Annotated in this window: 20 protein-coding genes and 2 tRNA genes; 13 read left to right on the forward strand and 9 right to left on the reverse strand. The window is 72.3% G+C overall.

The genetic code is table 11. The features are described 5' to 3' along the window. Positions 1-30: 30 nt before the first annotated feature. On the forward strand, positions 31-1236 hold the full coding sequence (gene dusB, locus HDG69_RS18115; protein ID WP_171785222.1) for a tRNA dihydrouridine synthase DusB: 1206 nt from the start codon (positions 31-33) through the stop codon (positions 1234-1236). 23 nt (positions 1237-1259) lie between these two features. Here the strand turns inward: dusB and HDG69_RS18120 are convergent, their stop codons facing one another. The 3 genes from HDG69_RS18120 to HDG69_RS18130 all read right to left on the reverse strand — a co-directional run bounded on the left by HDG69_RS18120 (position 1260) and on the right by HDG69_RS18130 (position 5933). Then, the gene (locus HDG69_RS18120; protein ID WP_171785223.1) at positions 1260-2858 is read right to left on the reverse strand and encodes a protein kinase domain-containing protein; all 1599 of its coding nucleotides are present in this window, start codon (positions 2856-2858) and stop codon (positions 1260-1262) included. A gap of 122 nt (positions 2859-2980) precedes the next feature. After that, complete coding sequence (locus HDG69_RS18125) at positions 2981-4723, reverse strand: glycoside hydrolase family 13 protein (RefSeq protein ID WP_171785224.1); 1743 nt, start codon at positions 4721-4723, stop codon at positions 2981-2983. Between the two features lie 187 nt (positions 4724-4910). Beyond that, positions 4911-5933 (reverse strand): LacI family DNA-binding transcriptional regulator, encoded by a 1023-nt coding sequence (locus HDG69_RS18130; RefSeq protein ID WP_343036515.1) that lies wholly within the window; start codon positions 5931-5933, stop codon positions 4911-4913. A gap of 195 nt (positions 5934-6128) precedes the next feature. On the opposite strand from HDG69_RS18130, the gene HDG69_RS18135 reads away from it, so the two are divergent. The 9 genes from HDG69_RS18135 to HDG69_RS18175 all read left to right on the forward strand — a co-directional run bounded on the left by HDG69_RS18135 (position 6129) and on the right by HDG69_RS18175 (position 17389). After that, complete coding sequence (locus tag HDG69_RS18135; RefSeq protein WP_171785226.1) at positions 6129-7376, forward strand: sugar ABC transporter substrate-binding protein; 1248 nt, start codon at positions 6129-6131, stop codon at positions 7374-7376. Between the two features lie 67 nt (positions 7377-7443). Beyond that, on the forward strand, positions 7444-9099 hold the full coding sequence (locus tag HDG69_RS18140; protein WP_171785227.1) for an ABC transporter permease subunit: 1656 nt from the start codon (positions 7444-7446) through the stop codon (positions 9097-9099). Between the two features lies 1 nt (position 9100). Next, entirely contained in the window at positions 9101-10015 is a 915-nt protein-coding gene (locus HDG69_RS18145; protein ID WP_171785228.1) for a sugar ABC transporter permease, read from the forward strand. Between the two features lie 54 nt (positions 10016-10069). Continuing rightward, positions 10070-10642: a hypothetical protein gene (locus HDG69_RS19470; protein WP_216645953.1), complete on the forward strand. Its 573-nt coding sequence runs from the start codon at positions 10070-10072 to the stop codon at positions 10640-10642. Between the two features lie 52 nt (positions 10643-10694). Further along, a complete protein-coding gene (locus HDG69_RS18155) occupies positions 10695-12587 on the forward strand; it encodes a glycoside hydrolase family 13 protein (protein WP_171785229.1) in 1893 nt (630 codons plus the stop codon). A gap of 40 nt (positions 12588-12627) precedes the next feature. Next, complete coding sequence (locus HDG69_RS18160; protein WP_171785230.1) at positions 12628-13368, forward strand: metallophosphoesterase family protein; 741 nt, start codon at positions 12628-12630, stop codon at positions 13366-13368. A gap of 69 nt (positions 13369-13437) precedes the next feature. Further along, positions 13438-14736, forward strand: coding sequence for a deoxyguanosinetriphosphate triphosphohydrolase (locus HDG69_RS18165; RefSeq protein WP_343036524.1), 1299 nt, complete (start codon positions 13438-13440; stop codon positions 14734-14736). 42 nt (positions 14737-14778) lie between these two features. Beyond that, positions 14779-16737: a DNA primase gene (gene dnaG, locus HDG69_RS18170; protein WP_171785232.1), complete on the forward strand. Its 1959-nt coding sequence runs from the start codon at positions 14779-14781 to the stop codon at positions 16735-16737. A gap of 76 nt (positions 16738-16813) precedes the next feature. Continuing rightward, complete coding sequence (locus HDG69_RS18175; RefSeq protein ID WP_171785233.1) at positions 16814-17389, forward strand: Dps family protein; 576 nt, start codon at positions 16814-16816, stop codon at positions 17387-17389. Positions 17390-17396: 7 nt separating this feature from the next. On the opposite strand, the gene HDG69_RS18180 is transcribed toward HDG69_RS18175, so the two are convergent. The 3 genes from HDG69_RS18180 to HDG69_RS18190 all read right to left on the reverse strand — a co-directional run bounded on the left by HDG69_RS18180 (position 17397) and on the right by HDG69_RS18190 (position 19637). After that, positions 17397-18800, reverse strand: coding sequence for an MDR family MFS transporter (locus HDG69_RS18180; RefSeq protein WP_171785333.1), 1404 nt, complete (start codon positions 18798-18800; stop codon positions 17397-17399). Positions 18801-18997: 197 nt separating this feature from the next. Further along, positions 18998-19070, reverse strand: a tRNA-Asn gene (locus tag HDG69_RS18185). A 54-nt stretch (positions 19071-19124) separates the two neighbouring features. After that, positions 19125-19637, reverse strand: coding sequence for a hypothetical protein (locus HDG69_RS18190; RefSeq protein ID WP_171785234.1), 513 nt, complete (start codon positions 19635-19637; stop codon positions 19125-19127). 96 nt (positions 19638-19733) lie between these two features. Here HDG69_RS18190 and HDG69_RS18195 point away from each other — a divergent pair, with 96 nt between their 5' ends. Then, a complete protein-coding gene (locus HDG69_RS18195; RefSeq protein ID WP_171785235.1) occupies positions 19734-19907 on the forward strand; it encodes a CsbD family protein in 174 nt (57 codons plus the stop codon). A 94-nt stretch (positions 19908-20001) separates the two neighbouring features. On the opposite strand, the gene HDG69_RS18200 is transcribed toward HDG69_RS18195, so the two are convergent. After that, a tRNA-Ile gene (locus HDG69_RS18200) sits at positions 20002-20075 on the reverse strand. Between the two features lie 104 nt (positions 20076-20179). Here HDG69_RS18200 and def point away from each other — a divergent pair. Both def and HDG69_RS18210 read left to right on the forward strand, forming a co-directional pair. Further along, complete coding sequence (gene def, locus HDG69_RS18205) at positions 20180-20665, forward strand: peptide deformylase (RefSeq protein WP_171785236.1); 486 nt, start codon at positions 20180-20182, stop codon at positions 20663-20665. A 158-nt stretch (positions 20666-20823) separates the two neighbouring features. Then, a complete protein-coding gene (locus HDG69_RS18210) occupies positions 20824-21324 on the forward strand; it encodes a DUF3145 domain-containing protein (RefSeq protein WP_171785237.1) in 501 nt (166 codons plus the stop codon). A 59-nt stretch (positions 21325-21383) separates the two neighbouring features. Here HDG69_RS18210 and HDG69_RS18215 read toward each other — a convergent pair whose 3' ends face one another. Further along, entirely contained in the window at positions 21384-22472 is a 1089-nt protein-coding gene (locus HDG69_RS18215) for an HTTM domain-containing protein (RefSeq protein ID WP_171785238.1), read from the reverse strand. Continuing rightward, positions 22469-23227 carry a DUF5819 family protein gene (locus HDG69_RS18220; protein ID WP_281360243.1) on the reverse strand — a complete coding sequence of 253 codons (759 nt, stop codon included), beginning with the start codon at positions 23225-23227 and terminating at the stop codon, positions 22469-22471. The genes HDG69_RS18215 and HDG69_RS18220 overlap by 4 nt, the downstream gene beginning before the upstream one ends. Positions 23228-23252 lie beyond the last annotated feature (25 nt).

Genomic DNA, 23252 nt, shown 5'->3' on the forward strand with positions numbered 1-23252 from the left:
CCCTCGGGTCCGCCCGGCGCGTTTGCGACAATGGCGGATGTGACTTCCATGCTCGAACCCGTCAGCACCCGCGTGCTGCCGCCGCTGCAGATCGGCCCGATCACCGTGGGAACGCCCGTGGTGCTCGCGCCGATGGCCGGCGTCACCAACCGCGCCTTCCGCACGCTGTGCCGCGAGGCGGGTCGTGCCACGGGCTTCGACCCGGGGCTGTACGTGGCGGAGATGGTCACGAGCCGTGCGCTGGTCGAGCGCAACGTCGAGGCGTTGCGCATCGTCACCTTCGGCGAGGACGAGTCGCCCCGCTCGGCGCAGGTCTACGGCGTCGACCCGGCCACCGTCGGAGCGGCGGTGCGGATCATCGCCTCCGAGGACCGGGCCGACCACGTCGACCTCAACTTCGGCTGCCCGGTCCCCAAGGTGACCCGCAAGGGCGGCGGCTCGGCGCTGCCCTGGAAGAAGCAGCTCTTCACCGACATCGTGCGCGCCGCCGTCGACGCCGCCGAGCCGTACGGCGTCCCGGTCACGGTCAAGATGCGCAAGGGCATCGACGACGACCACCTCACCTACCTCGACGCCGGGCGCACTGCCGAGTCCCTCGGGGTGGCCGCCGTCGCCCTGCACGCCCGCACGGCCGCGGAGCACTACTCCGGCACGGCGGACTGGACGGCCATCGCCCGGCTCAAGGAGGCCGTGACCACGGTCCCGGTGCTCGGCAACGGTGACGTCTGGGCCGCCGAGGACGCGCTGCGGATGGTGCGTGAGACGGGTGCCGACGGCGTCGTCGTCGGCCGCGGCTGCCAGGGGCGGCCGTGGCTGTTCGCCGACCTCGCCGCCGCCTTCAACGGTTCCGACCAGCGCGTGCGCCCCGGGCTGCGCGAGGTCGCCGAGACGATCTACCGCCACGGTGAGCTGATGATCGACTACTACGACGGCGACGAGTCCAAGGGCATGCGGGACCTGCGCAAGCACATGGCCTGGTACCTCAAGGGATACGCCGTCGGCGGTGAGACCCGCCGCGCGCTGGCGATGGTCTCCACGCTCGTCGAGCTGCGTGAGCACCTCGACGCGCTCGACCTCACGCTCGGCTATCCCGGGGCCGACGCCGAGGGGCCACGTGGCCGTGCCGGCTCGCCCAAGAAGCCCCACCTGCCCTACGGCTGGCTCGACTCGCGAGAGCTCGACGCCGAGTTCGAGGCCAAGCTGCGCGAGGCCGAGCTGAGCGTGTCGGGCGGCTGACGCCGTGGGGGCGCCCACCCGCGTCAGTCCAGGCGGGTGAACGTCGCCTCGTAGGCCCCGTCCGGCTCACGCTGGGTGAGGGTCGTCCCGTCGCAGGTGTAGAGCACGCCGTCAGCGGTGCCCGACGGCGGTCGGTAGGTCTCGGTGAACCCCGCCACGTCACGGTCCACCGTGACCGCGGAGTGATCGGTCGCGGTGAACTCCAGTGTGCCGTCGTCCGTGGCGAGCTGGTCCGTGGTGGTCCCGCTCCAGGTGTCCGTGATGGTGCCGACGCTCATCGCGCCGGTCACGGGGTCGGCGTCGTCGTAGGTGATGACCTGGCTGCCGTCGTCGTGGATCTCGAGCACGCGGCCGTCCCAGCCCGAGATGCCGACGTCTTCGCCCAGCAGGTCCCAGGTGTCGGTCATGGAGGTCTGCTCCCAGCGCCCCACGAGGCACGGGTCGATCGTGGCGCCGGTCGCGAGATCGGTCGCGGCAGGCGTGGCCGACGGCGACGGTGACGTCGACGGCGTCGTGCTCGGGGACGTCGTCGGCGTCCCACCGACGAGCGGCCAGCTCATCGCGAGCGCCGCCCCGGCACCGAGGACGAGGATCCCGGCGGCTGCGGCCACCAGGACCGGGCGGCCGCGGCGCCGCGGCGCGGCCTCGGCGGGTTCCGGCGTGGGCTCCGGTGCGGGGGCCCGTGGCACCTGGGTGTCGTCGGTGGGGGAGTCGTCGACCGGTTCGGGCGCGACGAACGGCACGTCGGCATGCCGGACGGTGCCCGGGCTCGGACGTGGACCGGGCAGGTGAGGGTGGGCGGCGAGGATCTCGGGGACGGTGGGCCGGTCCGCGGGTTCCTTCGCGAGGCAGGTCTCGACGAAGGGCCGCAGGAAGTCCGGACACTCGTCGAGGCGTGGCTCCTCGTGGACGACCCGGTAGTACATGATGTCGGGACGACCCTCGCCGAAGGGCCGTCGGCCGGTGGCGGCGAAGAAGGCCACGGCGCCGAGCGCCCAGACGTCGGTGGCGGCACTGGGCTCGTCGACCCTCGCCTGCTCGGGGGCCATGAACACGGGCGTGCCGAGCTGCATCCCCGTCATCGTCAGGGACGTCGAGTCCGCGGCGCGGGCGATCCCCATGTCGATCAGCCGGGGGCCGTCCGGTCCGAGGAGGACGTTGGCCGGCTTGATGTCACGGTGGACGAGGTCGGCGCGGTGGACGTCGTGGAGCGCGCCGGCGAGGTGCTCCACGAGCTGCCGCACCTGCACCTCGGCGAGCGGACCGACGTCGGCCACCTGTGCCGCGAGGGTGGGACCGGGGACGTACTCGGTGGCGAGCCAGGGAGCGGGTCCGTCGAGGTCGGCGTCGACGAGCGCAGCGGTGTAGCGACTGCGCACCCGCTGGGCGGCCGCGGCCTCCCGGCGGAACCTGGTGCGGAACTCGGGGTCCTGGGCGTACTCGGGGCGCACCACCTTGATCGCCACCTGCACGCCGGTGCCGGTCTCGCCGAGGTAGACCAGTCCCATGCCGCCGCGGCCGATCCTGCCCAGCACGCGCAGTGCCCCGAGGGTGCGGGGATCGGTCGGCGCGAGCGGTGTCACGCCGTCGGGCAGCGCTTCGCCGGGGCTGCTCTGGGACACGGGGCTCCTCCGGGGTGGTCGGACACCAGGAGGCTACCGACTCCGGGGCCGTGAGCGTTCATCCGCACGGCCCCGGCCGGGTCGGCAGGAGGGTGCCGACCCGGCCGTGGGTTGCCGAGGGCTCAGGCGCGCAGCCAGACGGTCGTGTCGGCCGGCAGCGCACCTTCGTCCAGCGGCCCGGAGGCCAGGAGCACGTCGGCCCCGGGCAGGGCGACCGGCGTGGACGACAGGTTGGCGACCACGGCGACGTCACGGTTGACGAACGCGACGACGTCGGGGGAGTCGGCCCAGGCGTCGAGCCAGGCGAGCCCGCCGTGCCCGAGGCCCTCCGCCCGGCGAGCGGCCAGCGCGGTGCGGTACAGCTCGAACGTGGAGCCGTCCACGCCGTACTGGGCGTCCGCCGCGTAGCGACGGTACGAGTCGGGCTGGGGGAGCCAGGTGGCCCCGGTCGGTCCGAAGCCGTAGCCCGGCGCGTCGGCCTCCCAGGGCAGGGGCACGCGGCAGCCGTCCCGGCCCGCCTCGGCGCCGTCGGTGCGGAAGTGGCCGGGGTCCTGGCGGACCTCGTTCGGCAGCGTCGTGTGCTCCGGGAGGCCGAGCTCCTCGCCCTGGTAGAGGTAGGCCGAGCCGGGCATGCCGAGCATGAGCAACGAGGCGGCCCGTGCCCGCCGCAGACCGAGCTCCTCGTCGGGCTGAGGGTCGGTGGCGAAGACACCGTTGGGCCGCGTCCCCGGGTCGGGCAGACCGAGGCGGGTGGCGTGCCGGACCACGTCGTGGTTGGACAGCACCCAGGTGGTCGGGGCGCCGACCTCGTCGTTGGCCTGGTACGAGGCCGCGATCACCCGGCGCAGTGCTGCCGCGTCCCACGCGGTGGTCAGGAAGGAGAAGTTGAAGGCCTGGTGCATCTCGTCCGGACGCACGTAGCGGGCGAGGCGGGACAGCGGCTCGACCCAGGCCTCCGCCACGAGGCAGCGGTCGCCGTCGTAGGCGGCGAGCACCTGGTGCCACGAGCGGTAGATCTCGTGCACGCCGTCCTGGTCGAACATCGGGCCCTGGTTGCCGGCGCCCGTGGAGCCGTCCTCGGGTGCGCCGGGGTCGGTGGGCTGCTCGTCGCTGCTGCCCTCCACCATCGACACCTGACCGTGCCAGTCGGGCAGGCCGTCCGCCTTGACCATGCCGTGGGCGACGTCCACGCGGAAGCCGTCGACGCCCCGGTCGAGCCAGAAGCGCAGCACGTCCTCGAACTCGGCGCGTACCTCGGTGTGGTTCCAGTCGAGGTCGGGCTGCGAGGAGTCGAAGAGGTGCAGGTACCACTGGCCGTCCGGGACGCGGGTCCAGGCGGCGCCGCCGAAGATCGACTGCCAGTTGTTCGGCGGCTCGTCACCGCCGGGCCCCTTGCCGTCCCGGAAGATGTACCGGGCACGCTCGGCGGAGCCGGGGGCGGCGGCGAGCGCCTGCTGGAACCAGACGTGCTGGTCGGAGGTGTGGTTCGGGACCAGGTCCACGATGACCCGCATGCCGCGCTCGTGAGCGCCGGCGAGCATCGCGTCGAAGTCGTCGAGGGTGCCGAACAGCGGGTCGACGTCACGGTAGTCGGCGACGTCGTAGCCGGCGTCCTTCTGCGGGGACCGGTAGAACGGGGAGAGCCAGACGGCGTCGATGCCCAGGGTGCGCAGGTGGTCCAGGCGCGCGGTGATCCCCGGGATGTCCCCGATCCCGTCACCGTCGCCGTCGGCGAACGACCGCGGGTAGACCTGGTAGATCACGGCGTCGCGCCACCACTCCCGGGCGGTGTCGGACCCGACGTGCACGGTGGCGTCCGCGGCGAGCGCCGGCATGTTCGGGATGGTCGGCTCGGTGGTGGCCATGGGGGTCCTCGAGGATTCGGCGAGTAGGTACGGCGGTCGAGTGTATGCGTTGCTGCAAGATTTTCACGAAGGGCTGCCGGGGCGTCCGGGCGTGTCCTGCTCGCCGCCCAGCCTGCGCGGCTCGCGGGCGGGCCGCAAACCGGCCGGTGACGTGCCCGACGGGTGGGGTGGGGCCGGGGCAAGCCCGTCAGACGCGGGGAACGACGCCCGTCGACCCGCGCACGACCAGCTCGGGTGCGAACAGCAGCTCGGTCCGCGGAGCCCGGTCGCCGCCGATCTCCGTCAGCAGCGCGCTGACGGCCGCGTGGGCCATGGCCTCGACGGGCTGGCGCACGGTGGTCAGCGGCGGCTCGGTGAACGCGATCAGCGGGGCGTCGTCGTATCCCACGACCGAGACGTCCGTGGGCACGCGCAGGCCGCGCGAGCGTGCCGCCCGCACGACGCCGAGCGCCATGAGGTCGGAGCCGCACACCACGGCCGTGTGCGCGGAGGCGAAGAGCTCCGCACCGGCGGCCTGCCCGCCCTCCAGCGTGTACAGCGTGCTGGTGACGTGCTCGCGGGCCTCGCGCTCGTCGGCCGCGAGCCCGTGACGGACCAGGGCGGCGGTGAACGCGGCGAGCTTGCGCTGGGCGGGGACGTAGCGTTCCGGGCCGATCGCGAGGCCGATCCGGCGGTGGCCGAGCGTGGTCAGGTGCTGGACGGCGACGTCGACGCTGGCGGTGTCGTCGGGAGAGACGAAGGGGGCGTCGATCCCTGGCGCGTAGCCGTTGACGAGCACGATGGGGATGCCCTGGCCCCGCAGCAGCTCGTACCGGGTGTGGTCCGCGCGGGTGTCCGCGTGCAGGCCGGAGATGAAGACGATGCCGTCGACGGAGTGGTCCACGAGCGTGGAGACGTACTCGTCCTCCGTGGTGCCGCCGGGGGCCTGGGTGCACAGCAGCGGGGTGTACCCGTGCTGGGACAGGATCGACTCGACCGCCTGGGCGAAGGCGGGGAAGACGGGGTTGGTGAGCTCGGGCACGACGAGGCCGACGAGGCCGGCGGAGCGGGCCCGCAGTGCCGAGGGTCGTTCGTAGCCCAGGACGTCCAGGGCTGCCAGGACGGACTGACGGGTCGAGCTGGCGACCCCCGGTTTGCCGTTGAGCACGCGCGAGACCGTCGCGGTGGAGACGCCGGCCTGTTCGGCCAGGTCGCTCAGTCGGGTTCGCACGCCGCCGATGGTAGGGGACAACGGACCTCCTCGTCCTGGGCGCCCGGTGCGTGGACGCGCGGTATGACGCCGTGTTGCAGAAACGTTATTGCAAGACCTTGCAAAAACTGATCGTACCTCTTAGGTTCGTCCCTCAGCAGGGCCCACCGGGTGCGTAGCTCACCGGGCCGACCGACTCATGCTGGGAGTACCACGATGCGACGGAGCATCCTTCTTGCCTCCGCCCTGGTCACCACGCTCGCCCTCACGGCGTGCGGGACCGACGACACGGGCGAGGCGGCAGCGGACGAGAGTGCCGCCGCCGACGAGACCACCGAGCCCGCCGGCGACGGCGGCACGCTCACGGTCTGGGTCGACGAGACCCGCCAGGACGCCGTGGCGGCCGCTGCCGAGGCGTTCGAGTCCGAGACGGGTGCGGAGGTCGAGCTCGTCCTCAAGCCCTTCGAGGACATCCGCGCGGACTTCATCGCGCAGGTCCCCACCGGCGAGGGTCCCGACGTGACCGTCGGCGCCCACGACTGGCTCGGCGAGCTCATCACCAACGGTGTCGTCGCCCCCGTCGAGCTCGGTGACACCGCCGCGGAGTTCGAGGAGGTCGCCGTCCAGGCGTTCACCGCCGACGGCCAGGTCTACGGCCTGCCGTACGCGATCGAGAACATCGCGTTGATCCGCAACACCGAGCTCGCGGACTCCGCGCCGGCCACCTGGGACGACGCGATCGCCGCCGGCGAGGACGCCGGGACGAAGTTCCCCTTCCTCATCCAGTCCGACGGGGAGAACGGTGACCCGTACACCTACTACCCCTTCCAGACGTCGTTCGGCGCCCCCGTCTTCGAGCAGAACGCCGACGGTTCCTACACCCCCGAGCTCGCCATGGGTGGCGAGAACGGCGAGGCCTACGCCCAGTGGCTCGCCGACCAGGGCGAGGCCGGCAACCTGACGATCGACACCACCTACGACATCTCCGTCGAGGCCTTCGCCAACGGCGAGTCGCCGTTCATCGTGGGTGGCCCGTGGATGCTCGAGCAGTTCGCCGACCTCGACCTCGCCATCGACCCGGTCCCCGCAGCAGGGGACGAGGCGGCGCAGCCGTTCGTGGGCGTCCAGGGCTTCTACGTCAGCGCCCGCAGCGAGAACGCCCTGCTCGCCAACGACTTCCTCGTCAACTTCCTGTCCACGGAGGAGGCGCAGACCGCGCTCTTCGAGGCGGGTGGCCGTCCGCCGGCCCTCACCGCCGCCGCCGACGCGGCGTCGTCCGACCCCATCGTCGCGGGCTTCCGTGAGGTCGGCGCCGACGCCGTGCCGATGCCGTCGATCCCGGAGATGGGCTCGGTCTGGGCCTTCTGGGGTGTCACCGAGGCGGGCATCATCTCGGGCAAGGCCGAACCGGCCGAGGCCTGGAACAAGATGATCTCGGACATCGAAGGGGCCCTCGGCTCCTGACGTACCAGCACACGACGGGCCGTGGCGGCACGCCACGGCCCGTCGTGCGACCTCGGAAGGCACTGCGATGACCGATCTGCAGCACCCCGGCGCCCCGCGCGCCACCGTCGAGCGCCCGGGCCCGGGCGCCGGCTCCACGCTCCCGCCGGAGCCGTCCCGCGGACGCCGGGTCCGTCCCGACGAGTCCCCGGCGCGCCGTCTCGGGCCCGGGTTCCTCGCCAAGCTCGCGATGATGGCCGTCGTCGACGCGTTCGGCGTCTACGTGGTCTGGTCGGCGTGGGTGGCCGAGGCGTGGGTCATCCTCGGGGCGATGCTCGCCATGCTCGCGGTGGCCAACTGGGTGTACTTCTCCCGGCGCACGGTGCCGCTGAAGTACGTGCTGCCCGGCCTGATCTTCCTGTTCACCTTCCAGATCTTCACGATCGCGTACACCGGGTGGGTGGCGTTCACCAACTACGGTGACGGCCACAACTCCACCAAGGACGACGCGATCACCGCCCTGCTCGCGCAGAACGAGCGTCGCGTCGAGGACTCGCCCAGCCTGCCGCTGACCGTCGTCACCGACGGTGACGAGCTCGGGTTCGCCGTCGTCCGGCCGGACGGCACGACGGCGGCCGGCAGCGCGGACACGGCGCTCGCTCCCGTCGACGCCACCGTCGACGAGGGCCGCATCACCGCCGTCGACGGCTGGGAGGTGCTGGACCGCCAGGAGATCCTCGAGAGGCAGGGCGAGGTCACCACCCTGCGGGTGCCCGCCTCCGAGGACCCGAACGACGGATCGGTCCGCACCCAGGACGCACGCACCGGGTACCTCTTCACCCCGGCGCTCGTCTACGACGAGGTCGCCGACACGATGACGGACACCACGACCGGGGCCGTCTACGCCCCCAACGACGAGGGCCAGTTCGAGGCGGCGGACGGCTCCACCCTGCAGGTGGGCTGGCGGGTGTTCATCGGCTTCGACAACTTCACCACGGCGTTCAGCGACTCGCGGTACGCCGGGCCCTTCTTCCAGGTCGTCGTGTGGACCTTCGTGTTCGCCTTCACGTCGGTCGCCACCACGTTCCTGCTCGGGATGTTCCTGGCGACCGCCTTCAACGCCCCGATCCGCGGGCGCAGGGTCTACCGCACGCTGCTGATCCTGCCGTACGCCATCCCGGGGTTCGTCGCCCCGCTGCTGTGGTCCGGCCTGCTCAACCGCAGCTTCGGGTTCGTCAACCAGGTGCTCCTCGGAGGGGCGGCGGTCCCGTGGCTCACCGACCCGTTGCTGGCGAAGTTCTCGATCATCGCCGTCAACCTGTGGCTCGGCTTCCCCTACATGTTCCTCATCTGCACCGGGGCGCTGCAGTCCTTGCCGACCGACGTGATGGAGGCCGCGAAGATCGACGGCGCCGGCCGGTTGCGCACCTGGCGCTCGGTGACGCTGCCGCTGCTGCTGGTCTCGACGACGCCGCTGCTCATCTCGAGCTTCGCCTTCAACTTCAACAACTTCGCGCTGATCTACATGCTCACGGGGGGCGGGCCGCGGTTCGCCGACGCCTCCGTGCCGCTGGGTCACACCGACATCCTCATCACGATGGTGTACGCCGTGGCCGGCCTGGACGGCAGCGCGCCCAAGAACTTCGGGCTCGCCAGTGCGCTGTCGATCGTCATCTTCGTGATCATCGCGACGATCTCGGCCATCGCCTTCAAGCGGACCCGCTCGCTCGAGGAGATCAACTGACATGACCGCCACCATCCTCCCCGAGGGGCGCGCCACCGGTCGTCCGTCGCCGCCCGCCGCCCGCCGTCGGACACCGGGCCGCTGGTTCGCGGACACCGGCTGGCGCCACCTCGTCGGTGTCGTGTTCGTCGTGTACGCGGTCTTCCCGATCGTCTACGTGCTGTCCGCGTCCCTGTCCGCCGGCGGGACCCTGACGGGCTCCAACCAGCTCTTCGACACGATCAGCGGCGACAACTACGCGGCGCTGGCCGGCACGAGGTTCTGGTCGTGGTTCGCCAACTCGGTCCAGGTGGCCGTGGTGACGTCGATCGGCACCGTGCTCATGGGCGCCGCCGCGGCGTACGCGTTCAGCCGGTTCCGCTTCGAGGGGCGCCGCGCGGGGCTGACGACCCTGCTGATCGTGCAGATGTTCCCGCAGATGCTCGCGTTCGTGGCGATCTTCCTGCTGCTGATCAGCCTCGGTGAGGTCGTGCCGGCCCTGGGCCTGAACTCCAAGGTGGCGCTCGTGTGCGTCTACCTGGGTGGCGCCCTGGGGGTGAACACGTTCCTGATGTACGGGTTCTTCAACACGATCCCGCGCGAGCTGGACGAGGCGGCGAAGATCGACGGCGCGACGCACGCCCAGACGTACTGGACGATCATCCTGCGCCTGGTCACCCCGATCCTCGCGGTCGTGGCGCTGCTGTCCATCATCGCGACGTTCGGCGAGTTCGTCATCGCCCGCGTGCTGCTGCAGTCGGAGTCGAACTGGACCCTCGCGGTGGGGCTCTACTCCTGGGTGTCCAGCCTGCTCGAGGCGAACTGGGGCCTCTTCGCGGCGGGAGCGGTGATCTCCACGATCCCGATCCTCGTGCTGTTCCTGTTCCTGCAGAAGTTCATCGTCGGCGGGCTGACGGCCGGATCGGTGAAGGGCTGAGGAACGTCCTGCCGGGCTGTGGCGGGGCTCACACCGTGCCTCTAGCCTGGGCGCATGACCGATGACACGCGCAGCTACTCCCCGGACCTGCGGCGCCTGACCGACGCCGCCGACGACTCGTTCTCCGTGCGCCGTGCGTACGGTGAGCCCTACGAGCACCAGGGTCATCTCATCGTCCCCGTCGCCAAGGTGTGGGGAGGCATCGGGACCGGCTCCGGCGGCGGTGCCGGGACCGGCGCGGGCCACGGCTCGGGTCAGGGGACGGGCACCGGCAAGGGCTCCGGTCACCTGGCCGGCTGGTCGAGGTCCTTCCAGGCCGGGTCACGGTCGGAGACCGCGGGCGGCGACGCGGGCGACGACTCTGCCAACGGCTCCGACGCCGGTGACGCCTCCGGCGACGCCCAGGGAGAGATCCGCGGCGAGACCCACGGGGAGGGCTCCGGCGAGGGTGGTGGCGGCGGCGGTGGCTACGGTCTGCAGGTGAAGCCGCTCGGCGTCTACGTCGTGTCGGCCGAGGGAGCCCGCTGGCAGCCCGTGCTGGACCTGAACAAGGCGATCCTCGGCGGACAGATCGTCGGGATCGCGATCGCGCTCGCCGCCGGGTGGGCGATCGGCCGCCGCCGCTGACCGGCTCCTGAGGGCCTCGGTCGGCGCGGGGGCCGCCGACCGAGAGGATCTCATGCATCGCATCCGTGCCGTGACCAACCTGCTCGACCAGCCGCACCACGACGGGTCGGCGCTGCACGTCCCGGAGGGGACCCCGACGCTCGGCGACCGTGTCCCCGTCCGGGTCCGCGTGCCGCAGGCCGCCGGTGTCGACCGGGTGTGGTTGCGGACGGTCCGCGACGGCGAGCCGCGGCTCTCCGAGGCGGTGCGCGACGGTGACACCCCGGGCGGCGAGGCGTCGTTCGTCACCGAGGTGGACGTGCACAACCCGGTGACCCCCTACCGGTTCCTGCTCGACGGGTCGGGCGGCTACCGCTGGCTCGACGGACGCGGGGTGCACGACCGCGACGTGCCCGACGCCGGCAGCTTCCGCCTCACGACGCACGCCCCCGCCCCGGCCTGGCTGGGGGACGGCCTGGTCTACCAGGTCTTCCCCGACCGTTTCGCGCGCTCGGGCGCGGCGAGCGACCGGGCGGTGCCGGACTGGGCGGCCCCGGCGGCGTGGGACGACGAGCCCGCCGGTGACGGGGTGCTCGCCGGGACCCAGCTCTACGGCGGCGACCTCGACGGCATCACCGAGCACCTCGACCACCTGGTGGCGCTCGGCGTGGGCACGGTCTACCTGACCCCGGTGTTCCCCGGACGCTCCAACCACCGGTACGACGCCTCCACCTTCGACCACGTCGACCCGCTGCTCGGCGGGGACGAGGCCTACGCGCGGCTCTCGGCGGCCGTGCACGCCCGGGGCATGCGGCTGATGGGCGACATCACCACCAACCACACCGGGCAGGAGCACGAGTGGTTCGCCCGCGCGCTGGCCGACCCGACGTCGCCCGAGCGCGGCATGTACGTGTGGGACGAGCCCGGACGGCCCGACGTCGCGACGACGCCCGACGGCGCGGGGTACGCCGCGTGGCTGGGCTTCGGTTCCCTGCCGAAGCTCGACTGGTCCTCACCCGAGACCTGGCGCCGCCTGGTCACCGGCGACCGGGCCCCGATCACGCGCTACCTCCGCGAGCCGTTCGGCCTGGACGGGTGGCGCGTCGACGTGGCGAACATGACCGGCCGGTGGGGGAGCGCGGACCGGGCGCACGACGTCGCACGCGAGCTGCGTGCCGCCGTCGTCGGGGAGCGCCCGGACGCGGGGCTGATCGCCGAGCACTTCCACGACGCGACGCACGACCTGCTGGCCGGTGGCTGGCACGCCAACATGAACTACACGGGTTTCACGCGCCCGGCCTGGTCGTGGCTCGCCCAGCACGGCTCGCCCGTGGCGGCGCACGGGCTGCCGGTGGCCGGTGTCCGGCGTCCGGGCTCGGCCATGGTCGCGGCGATGCGCGACTTCGACGCCGCGGTCCCGTGGTCGGTCACCGCACGGCAGTGGAACCTGCTCGGTTCGCACGACACGCCGCGGCTGGCGACCGTCGTCGGTTCGGCCGAGCTGGTCGAGGTCGCCGCGACGCTGCTGTTCACCTACCCCGGCACACCCGTCGTCTTCGCCGGCGACGAGGTCGGCGCCACGGGGGACAACGGCGAGCACGCCCGGACCACCATGGCCTGGGACCAGGGCGCTCGCGGGGGCGGGCCGCGCTGGGACGCCGCGACCCTGGACGTGTACCGGCGGCTGTCGGCCGTGCGGAGAGGATCGTCGGCGCTGCGCGACGGCGGCCTGCGGTGGGCCGTGGTGACCGAGGACGCCGTGGTGTTCCTGCGCGAGTCGCCGACGGAGCGCGTGCTGGTGGTGCTGGCCCGCGGGCCCTGGGCGGGTGCGGTGCTGCCCGGCCACCTGGTGGCACCGGGCGCGTCGCCCGAACCGCTGTACGGGCAGGTCGAGGTGCGCGCGACGGAGGCCGGGATCGTCGTGCCGGGGGACGGCCCCGGAGTCGGGGTGCACCGGCTCGCCTGACACCCTCCCTGCAGCAGCAGCGCTGTGGCAGCATCGGGGCGTGGCCACCGAGCAGATCGCGATCATCTCCGACGTCCACGGCAACCTCACCGCCCTCGAGACGGTCCTCGCCGACATCGCCTCCCGGGGGGTCGGACGCATCGTCAACCTCGGTGACGACGTCGGCAAGGGCCCGCGCGGCAGCGCCGTCGTGGACCGCACCGAGCAGGTCTGCGAGGTCAACGTCCGCGGCAACTGGGACGACTTCCTGCCGCAGATCCCCGACGACGGCGCCGCGGAGCTGGTCTGGTGGCGCGACGAGCTGCGCCCCGACCAGCGCGAGAGGATCCGGCGTCGTCCCCTGAGCCACGACCTGCAGCTCTCCGGGCGTCGCGTCCGGCTCTTCCACGCCTCGGCGGCCAGCGTCCACGTCCGGGTGCACGTCGACCACACCCGCGAGGAGTTCGCCGGCATGTTCGCCGCCACCGAGCTCACCGGGCCCGGTCCCGCACCGGACGTGGTCGGCTACGGCGACGTGCATGCCGCGTACCAGCGCACCCGCCGGGGGCGCACGCTGTTCAACGCGGGCAGCGTCGGCAACGCCCTCGACGAGCCGAGCGCGAGCTACGCGATCCTCGAGGGCGTCCCCGGGCCCGACCCCGCGCCGTTCGGGCTGCAGGTGGTCCGCCTGCCCTACGACATCGACGCCGAGCTCGCCGCCACGCGTGACGCCGGCATGCCCCAGTACTCCGCCTGGGAGCAGGAGCTGCGCACCGCCGTCTACCGCGCGTTGACACCGTGAGCCTCGTCGGTGACGCTGAGTAGGCTGCTCCCCGTGCAGACCTTCTCGCAGGACGCGTTCGACCCGACCGTGGTCGGGAGCGGGCCGCGCCCCGCTCCTGGCGAGGAGGGCACGACCTCGTACACCGACGCCGACACAGAGCGCTGGGCGACCGAGCCGCCCAAGTCCAAGCACCGCACCCCCTTCGAGCGGGACCGCGCCCGGGTGGTGCACTCCTCGGGGCTGCGCCGCCTCGGCGCCAAGACCCAGGTGCTCACCCCCGGCAGCGACGACTTCGTGCGCACCCGGCTCACCCACTCCCTCGAGGTCGCCCAGGTGGGGCGCGAGATGGGGCGCGCACTGGGGTGCGACCCGGACCTCGTCGACACGGCCTGCCTCACGCACGACCTCGGCCACCCGCCGTTCGGGCACAACGGCGAACGGGCGCTCGCGGACCTCGCGGCGGACATCGGCGGCTTCGAGGGCAACGCCCAGACACTGCGGCTCCTCACCCGGCTCGAGCCGAAGATCATCGCCGACGACGGCGCCCCGCGCGGCCTGAACCTGACGCGCGCCTCGCTCGACGCGAGCGTGAAGTACCCGTGGCGGCTCGGCGAGGGGCCGGCGCGGCCGGACGGTCGCGCCACCCACAAGTTCGGCGTGTACCCCGACGACGCCCCGGTGTTCGCCTGGCTGCGTCAGGGGGCGCCGCGCGGTGGGGTGCGATGCATGGAGGCGCAGGTCATGGACCTCGCCGACGACATCAGCTACTCGGTGCACGACGTCGAGGACGCGGTGGTCGGCGGGCGTGTCGACCTGCGCCTCCTCGACGACGAGGCCGAGCGCGCCCGCGTGGTCGAGCACGTGCGGTCCTGGTACGGCGACTGGCACGACCCCGAGGCGCTCGACGCCGCCCTGTGCCGGCTGCGGGACACCGGCTACCTGGTCACCGACTTCGACGGGTCACGGCGCGCGCTCGCCGCGCTCAAGGACGCCACGAGCCAGCTCATCGGTCGGTTCAGCGGAGCGGCCCAGCGGGCCACCCGCGAGCTGTACGGCGAGGGTCCGCTGACGCGGTACTCCGCACGGCTGGTGGTGCCGCCGGAGACCGCGGACGAGATCCTCGCCCTCAAGGGTGTCGCGGTCACCTACGTCATGGCGCCGCGGGAGTCCGAACCGGTCTACGGTGCGCAGCGCGCCATCGTCACCGAGCTGGTGGAGGTGCTCCTCGACCGGGCGCCGGTGGCGCTCGAACCGGCTTTCGCCGCGGACTGGGAGCACGCCGCCGACGACGGCGCTCGGCTGCGTGTCGTCATCGACCAGGTCGCCTCCCTCACCGACGTCTCGGCGATGCAGCTCCACGCGCGGCTGCTGGGCCGGGACGACTGAGACGGCCACCCTGACCGGCCGCCCGGGCATAGACTCCCCTGCGTGGCAGGGCTGATCAAGCGCGAGGACGTGGAGGCGGTACGCGAGCGCGCGAGGATCGAGGAGATCGTCTCGGCGCACGTCACCCTCAAGTCCGCCGGCGTCGGATCCATGAAGGGCCTCTGCCCCTTCCACGACGAGCGCTCACCCTCGTTCCACGTGCGTCCCGGCGTCGGGCGGTGGCACTGCTTCGGCTGCGGCGAGGGCGGGGACGTCATCTCCTTCGTGCAGAAGATCGACGGCATGGGGTTCACCGACGCCGTGGAGCACCTCGCCGACCGCGTCGGGGTGCAGCTGCGCTACGAGGACTCCCGCACCGGGGCCGCCGCCTCGCGGGGGCCCCGGGAAGAACCGGGACGCCGGCAGCGGCTGATCGAGGCGCACCGGGTCGCCGCGGAGTTCTACGCCGAGCAGCTCTTCGCGCCGAACGCGCAGGCCGCCCGTGCCTTCCTCGCCGAGCGCAGCTTCGGCCGGGACGACGCGGAGACGTTCGGCCTCGGGTTCGCGCCGACCGGGTGGGACGCCCTGATGCGCCACCTGCAGGGCCGCGGCTTCACCCAGCCCGAGCTCGTCGCCTCCGGGCTCGTGAGCCAGGGGCAGCGTGGCGTCTACGACCGTTTCCGCGGCCGGCTGGTCTGGCCGATCCGGGACGTGACGGGCGCCGTCATCGGGTTCGGCGCACGCAAGCTCTTCGACTCCGACCAGGGCCCCAAGTACCTCAACACCCCCGAGACCAGCCTGTACAAGAAGGCCCAGGTGCTCTACGGGATCGACCTCGCCAAGCGTGCGATCGCGCAGTCCAAGCGGGTGGTGATCGTCGAGGGGTACACCGACGTGATGGCCGCGCACCTGTCCGGCGTGGAGGTCGCCGTCGCCACGTGCGGCACGGCCTTCGGCGCCGACCACGCCAAGGTGGTGCGGCGGCTGCTGGGGGACACCACCGCCGGCGGCGGGCTGCAGCTCGCCTCCGGGGCCTCGCTCGGCGGCGAGATCATCTTCACGTTCGACGGTGACGCCGCGGGGCAGAAGGCCGCCATGCGGGCCTTCGGCGAGGACCAGAGGTTCCACGCCCAGACGTTCGTGGCGGTCGAGCCGAGCGGCATGGACCCGTGCGACCTGCGCATGGCGCGAGGTCCGGAAGCGGTCAAGGCGCTCGTGGACGGCCGGGTGCCGCTCTTCGAGTTCGTCATCCGCACCACCCTGGACGGCTTCGACCTGGAGACCGTCGAGGGGCGGGTCGGCGCGCTGCGCACGGCTGCCCCGCTCGTGGCCGGCATCCGCGACCGCTCCATGCAGATGGGCTACAGCCGCTCGCTCGCGCGATGGATCGGCCTCGACCCGGAGGAGGTGCGCCGGGAGGTCGGACGCGCCTCCTCCCGGTCGGGCCCCGCCCGACGGGGCGACGAGCGTGACGTGCGCGGCCCGCGGGACGACGCTCCGGCGTCGGGCCCGGACGGCGGGCCGGGAAGCCCCGTCCTCACCGCACCGGACCCGCGCGACCCCGTCGCCCGCATCGAACGGCTCGCGCTGGTCGTCACGCTGCAGTACCCGCAGCACGTCCCGGCGCTGTTCGACACCCTCGACGAGGACGCCTTCGCCACCCCCGCGTGGCGGGCGGTGCACGCCGCGGTCCGGGCGGCCGGGGGAGTGGCGAGCGGACGCGACGTCGCCGGCAGCCGCTGGGTGGAGGCCGTCGTCGACGAGGCGGGCGACGCCGTCGGCCCGCTGGTGACCGAGCTCGCGGTCGCGCCGGTGCCCGAGGACCGCGAGAACGTCATCGCGGCGTACGTGGCCGACGTCGTGCGCAAGGTGATGGACCTCGGCCTCACCCGCCGGATCGCGGACGCCAAGAGCCGGGTGCAGCGCCTCGACCCCGCCCGGGACGCCGACGCCTACGGTGCCGCGTTCGCGCAGCTCGTGGCCATCGAGAGGGAGCGTCGCGAGCTGCGCGAGAGCGTGTGATGCCGGTCCGGTCGCGGGCCCCGGCACTCGTGGGCACGATGGGCGCACCCGACATCGCTCGACAGAGGAGGCCCAGATGTCTGCTGCCAAGCACGTGCCCACCTACACCGTGCCGTCGCTGACGCCCGAGGACGGCGCCAAGGTCGCCGAGATCCTGCAGGACCGGCTGAACTCGCTGACCGACCTGCACCTGACGCTCAAGCACGTCCACTGGAACGTGGTGGGCCCGCACTTCATCGCGGTGCACGAGATGCTCGACCCGCAGGTGGACGCGGTGCGGCTCATGGCCGACGACGTCGCCGAGCGCATCGCGACGCTCGGGGCGGAGCCGCACGGCACCCCGGGAGCGCTCGTCGCGTCCCGGACCTGGGAGGACTACCACCTGGGTCGGGCCACGACGACCGAGCACCTCGGTGCGCTCGACGAGGTGTACAAGGGCGTCATCAGTGCTCACCGCGCCGCCGCGGACGCCACGGCCGAGCTCGACGACGTCACCAACGACCTGCTGATCGGCAACCTGCGCGAGCTGGAGCAGTTCCACTGGTTCGTGCGCGCCCACCTGGAGTCGGCGACCGGGCGGCTGTCCACCGCGGACGCGACCACCGAGCTCGGGGCGGCACGCGACGCGCGCGAGGCGGAGCAGCGCGGCTGACCCTGCCTCACGCCGCGCGGGTCGGGGTGGCCTCGGCCGACCCCGTCCCCGCGCGGCGTTCTCGTGCCTGGTCCCGGTCGGCGGGCATGAGCGTCGCCACCAGCAGGAGGACCGCCGCGCAGGCCGCGAGCACGATGAACACGACGTGCATCGCCGACATCAGCCCCGGACCCTCGGGCACGCCGTCGGCTCCGACGGTCGTGCGGGAGTTGACGATCGCACCGCACACCGCGACACCGACGGCGGAACCCAGCGACCGGGCGAACATGGTGGTGCCGGTCACGGCGCCTCGCTCCGTGAACGTCGCGGCCGACTGAGCGGCGATGAGAGTGGGGACCGCCGTCAGCCCCATACCGAGACCCACGAGGAAGCACACGCCCGCGACGGCGACGACGGCGCTGGAGGCGCCCAGCAGCAGGGCGAGGGCTGTCCCGGTGAGCACCAGGGTCGCACCGGTCATCGCGGTCAGCCGGAACCCGAGCCGCAGGTAGAGGCGGCCGGCGTTGGTCGCGGACAACGGCCAGCCCACCATCATCGCCGCCAGGGTGAAACCCGCCACGAGCGGACCGACCCCGAGCACGCCCTGGGCGTAGATCGGGATGTAGGTGGCCAGCCCCAGCACGATGACCCCCACCAGGAGGGAGGCTGCCGTGGGGACGGCGATCACCCGGCGTCGCAGGATGCCCAGGTCGATGATCGGGTGCCGGGCGCGGCGGGCGCGCACCACGAACCCCGCCAGGAGCGCGACGGCGGCGGCGAAGAGCACGAGGGAAGCGGGCGATCCCCAGGCCCAGGTGCTGCCACCCTCCAGCAGGCCCAGGAGCAGGGCGGTGCTGCCGCTCGCCAGCAGCCCGGCGCCCAGGTAGTCGATGGGTTCGCGCGCACCGTCGCGGGGCGACTCGTGGTAGCGGCGCAGCAGCATCCAGGCGGCGAGCGCGCACAGCGGGACGTTGACGAAGAAGATCCAGCGCCAGCTGACGAACTCGGAGAAGACACCGCCCAGCGTGGGCCCGACGACGGAGGAGATCGCCCACACCGACGCCAGGTAGCCCTGGGTCCTGGCCCGCTCCTCGAGCGTGTAGATGTCCGCCGCGATGGTCAGCGACGTCGGCATGACGGCGCCCGCACCGAGGCCCTGCAGCACCCGGCCGGCGATCAGGACGCCCATCGAGGGTGCCGCGCCGCACACCACCGAGCCGAGGAAGAACAGGGCCACGCCCCCCAGCATCATCCGCCGGCGGCCGAGCACGTCCGCCAGGCGCCCGGCCAGCGGGGTGCCGACGGCCTGCGCCAGGAGGTACGTGGAGAAGAGCCACGGGAGCTGTTCGAACCCGCCGACCTCGCGTGCGATGGTGGCCGACGCCGTCGCGATGATCGTCGCGTCCAGGGCGACGAGCGCGGTGGACAGCATGAGCGCGAGCAGGACGGGTCCCCGTGCGGATCGCAGCCCGACCGACGTGATGGAGGTCACGTCTCAGGTCAAGTCCCCGACCGGGCCCCGGTATTCCGGGGCAACTTCTCCCGCCTGCGCTGCGGGACCGCCGCGGGGGTGGCGAGGAACGACTCAGCCCCCGACCTGTCGAGCAGGCCGAGGGCTGGTTCCGGGGGCTCCCGCGACTGGACTTGAACCAGTGACCGTCCGATTAACAGTCGGATGCTCTGCCAGCTGAGCTACGCGGGATCGTCGGGCCAGGCGTTCCAGCGGACCGCCGGGCCGGGAAAAACAATACCAGGTTCACCCCGGTAGTCCGCACGCGCCCCGGAGCCTGGACTCCGTGGCGTTCACCACGGCCGCGACGGTCGGGTCCGCCAGGTCGACCCCGTCGCCGGCGACGGCCTGCGAGAAGAGCGAACCGTCCAGCCGGCGGCGCACCGCGAGGCGGACGCGACCGCCGGGGACGTCCACCGTCTCGGCCAGCACCACGGACCACAGGACGCGCTCGTGCAGCACGGCCGGCAGGTTGGTGGTCCGCGGGTCGTGCAGGCGCAGCCGCAGGTCGGGGGCGGCGTCCACCCAGACGATCGAGAGCACCGAGCGCTCGGGGTCGAATGCCGCACGGTCCACGTCGCACCAGGGGCGTCGCAGGGTGACGCGCGCGCCCTCGCCGGACACCACCGCGAGGCCCGCCGTGGTGGCGACGGCGTGATCACCGTCCGCGAGCTCGGCGCCCGCCAGGAGCCGCTCGGCCCCCTGGGCGGCCACGGCACGGCGAACGGTGGGGGGGAGCTGGCGTCGGCGCGAGAACATGGGGGCCACGCTAGCGGCAGACGTCCGGCCCGAGCCCGGATGCGAGCATGGGCGACCGCTCGTAGCGTCATGAATCCCCGTAGATGGAGGTTCATGATGGGATTCGCCGACAAGGCCAAGCACTCCGCGGAAGAAGCCGCCGGCAAGATCAAGGAAGCGACGGGCAAGGCCTCCGACGACGAGAAGCTCGAGGCCGAGGGACAGGCCGACCAGTCCAAGGCCAACCTGAAGAAGGCCGGTGACAACGTCAAGGACGCCTTCGGCAAGTAGGCTCCGACGCTCTTCGAGGGCGGGTGCCGCCGTGTGCGGCGCCCGCCCTCTGTCGTGCCCCGAAGGGCCCGCGCCGCCGCACGACTCGCTGCGGTGCCCCGTGCGGGACTTGAACCCGCGACCGATCGATTATGAGTCGACTGCTCTGACCAGCTGAGCTAACGGGGCGCGGCGCGAGCCTACCGGAACCGTCTTGTCGCGCCGGTGTGACGTACTGCCGTCAGGCGTCCGGATGCCGCAGGTCACGGCGTCGGCGTGGGAGAATGTCGCCTATGGCGATGCGAGAGATCCGGGTGGTGCCCGACCCTGTCCTGCGCACGGCGTGCGACGAGATCACGACGATCGACGACCGTGTCCGCGGGCTCGTGGACGACCTGCTCGAGACCGTCGACGCGGACGGGCGTGCCGGGCTCGCTGCCAACCAGATCGGCGTCAACCTGAGGGCCTTCTCCTGGAACGTCGACGACGAGATCGGCTACGTGCTCAACCCGCGGCTCGTGGACGTCTCGGAGGAGATCCAGGATGGCGACGAGGGTTGCCTGTCCGTCCCTGGCCTCTACTACCCGACCACGCGCGCGTGGTACGCACGGGTCGAGGGGATCGACCTCGACGGCAACCCCGTGGTCGTGGAGGGCACCGAGCTCATGGCTCGCTGCCTGCAGCACGAGTGCGACCATCTGGACGGCAAGCTCTACCTCGACCGGCTCGAGCGCGGCATCCGCAAGAAGGCGATGAGGGAGCTGCGAGAGCGCCTCTGAGGTGCCTCAAATGTCCGGGTCCCCCTCGCGGGTGCCGCCAGGGTCCGGCAAGATATGGGCAGAAGCAACACGACACGCCGTAGCGATGCGCTGACCAGCAGATTCTCGGGCACTGAGGACGTAGGGGAAGACGGACCTCGGAACCCAGGGAGGACAAGATGGCTGGCGCAATCACCCACGGTGTGCTCTTCGTGCACTCAGCGCCGCGCGCGCTCTGCCCCCACCTCGAGTGGGCGGCAGGAAACGTGCTGGGCGGGGACGTCTCGCTCGACTGGTCACCCCAGCCTGCGGCCAGGGGTCTCTACCGCGCCGAGTACCCCTGGCAGGGCCCCCAGGGGACAGGTGCCCGGCTGGCGTCCGCCCTGCGCGGGTGGGACCACCTGCGCTACGAGGTCACCGAGGACGCCAGCCACGGCGCCGACGGTGCCCGCTGGTCGCACACGCCGGACCTGGGCCTCTTCCACGCGATGACGGACGTGCACGGCAACGTCGTCGTCCCCGAGGACCGGGTGCGCAGCGCGATGGAGAACCACCAGGACCCCCACGCCCTGCGCGCGGCGATGGACCTGGTGCTCGGCAGCGCCTGGGACGACGAGCTCGAGGCCTTCCGGTACGCCGGTGCCGGAGCACCGGTGCGTTGGCTGCACCGGGTGGGCTGAGACGGCACCAGCGGTGACCTGCCGACCGCGCTGACGTGCCGCCCCTGTCGGGCGGCGCGTCAGCGGTGGGCGAGCTCGCCGGGGACGTCGATCGCCTCCGGGCCAGCGGCGCTCTCCGGCGGGGGAGCCGGACGTCGTCGGAGGCGTTCGGCCAGCGGTGCGGTCCGCCGCCGGACGGAACGCTCCATGGCGGCGAACGTGGTGTCGCGCACGAACAGGCAGTCGCCCGCCATGATGAACAGCGAGAAGAACGGCAGGCCCATCGCCACGGCGATCCCGATGTGCATGGCGAAGACGCCGAGGATCGCGATGACCCGAGTCCACCGCTGCAGGAGCATCAGCGGGAAGAACAGCTGGATGAAGACCGAGAAGTAGGTCACGGCAGCGACCATGTACGGGTTCGCCACGAGCAGGTCCGCCAGCCACGGCCACGGCCGGTAGTGCGAGAGCTGCAGCGGGTAGTAGACGGCCGTGCCGTCCTGCCAGCGCAGGCCCTGCGCCTTGTACAGGCCGGACGCGACGTAGATGAGGCAGATCTGCGCCCCTGCCATGACGATCGCGAAGTTGTGCAGCAGCGTCCCGAGCTGGACGGCGCGGGCGTTCGCGACGTCGGAACCGAACCGACCGAACGGCCGCGCCACGCCCCAGCGGGCCAGGTCACGCGCCCGACGGCGTGCGTCCAGCGACCATCTGCCGCCCAGGTCGGCGAAGCACAGGTAGAGCAGGAGGATGCGGAAGATGTTGTCGCTCTGGTCGCCGGTCAGCGGGTTCGACTCGAGAAGGCTGACCCACAGCACCAGGAACACGGGAACGACCCACCGGCTGCGCCATCCGATCGTGACCAGAGCTGCGAGGACGACCATCAGGCCGTAGGCGAGGGTCAGCTGGGTCGAACCCAGCCCGCCGGCGAAGACGGTGAAGGGCGCCTCGAAACCGCCGTTGTCGTCCAGCGGAGCAGCCCACCGGGCGGCCTCGCCCCACAGGTACTCACGGTTCGGGATGTGCGCCAGTAGGAAGACCAGCGCACCACCACCGAAGGCGATCCGCACCAGGGCGCTGCCGTACGTCGCACGACGGCGGTCGCTCACCCAGTCCAGTGCGCGTTCGCCGAGCTCTGTCGCGGGTCGGATCGCCTGCGTGACGCTCATCCCTGGAACCTCGCGATCGCATCGCCGAACGCGTCGGAGTCCTGACGCGGGAACTCGTACATCGGACGTCGCCCGAACGTGTAGATCGTCGGGTCCGAAGGCGGAGCACCGCGCTGCAGGAACGGCGTCGCCCGCTGCCGGACGACGCGGAACTGGACGTACACCGGATCGAGGTCGGTCACGGTCGCTCGCACGTACTCGGTGGCGTAGGCGGCCATGACCTTGTCGTACTGGAGTGCGAGGTTGCGCCGCGCTGCCGGGGAAGCGCCGTCGGCGTCCTCGAGAGCCTCTGCCAGACGCAGCCAGGCATCCTGGTGGTAGTGGTTCCCCAGCGATGCGAGCTCCGCGTCCGAGAGCTTGTTGAACTGTGCGTACGCGCGGGCGGCGAGCATGCGGGTGGGCCGGCTTCCGCGGTTCGGCAGCAGGTGGTGCGTGAAGTTGGCGGTGATCTCGAGGTCCGTGACGTCCACCCAGGGGCTCGGCTCGAGGTCCGCGTCGAACGCCCGCACCTCGAGCGAGTTCTCGACGTTGATCGGTGTCGGGGCGAACAATGACCAGTTCTGCTGGAACACCGGGTCCATGGCCGACTCGAGCGGTTCATCCACCGCCCGGCTGAAGGCGTTCTCCGGCGCGATCCACAAGAATGTCGCGGCCGTATGAGCAGCGACCACCAACCCCAGGACTCCCGCGACGACCGCTACCCACGCCGGCTTCCTGGTCCGCGTCTCGGTCACATTCTCCCCTGAGCTCTTCATCGGGCGGTGAGGACCCGACGACCCG

This window comes from Isoptericola halotolerans (assembly GCF_013149785.1).
GTDB classification, from domain to species: Bacteria; Actinomycetota; Actinomycetes; order Actinomycetales; family Cellulomonadaceae; genus Isoptericola; species Isoptericola halotolerans.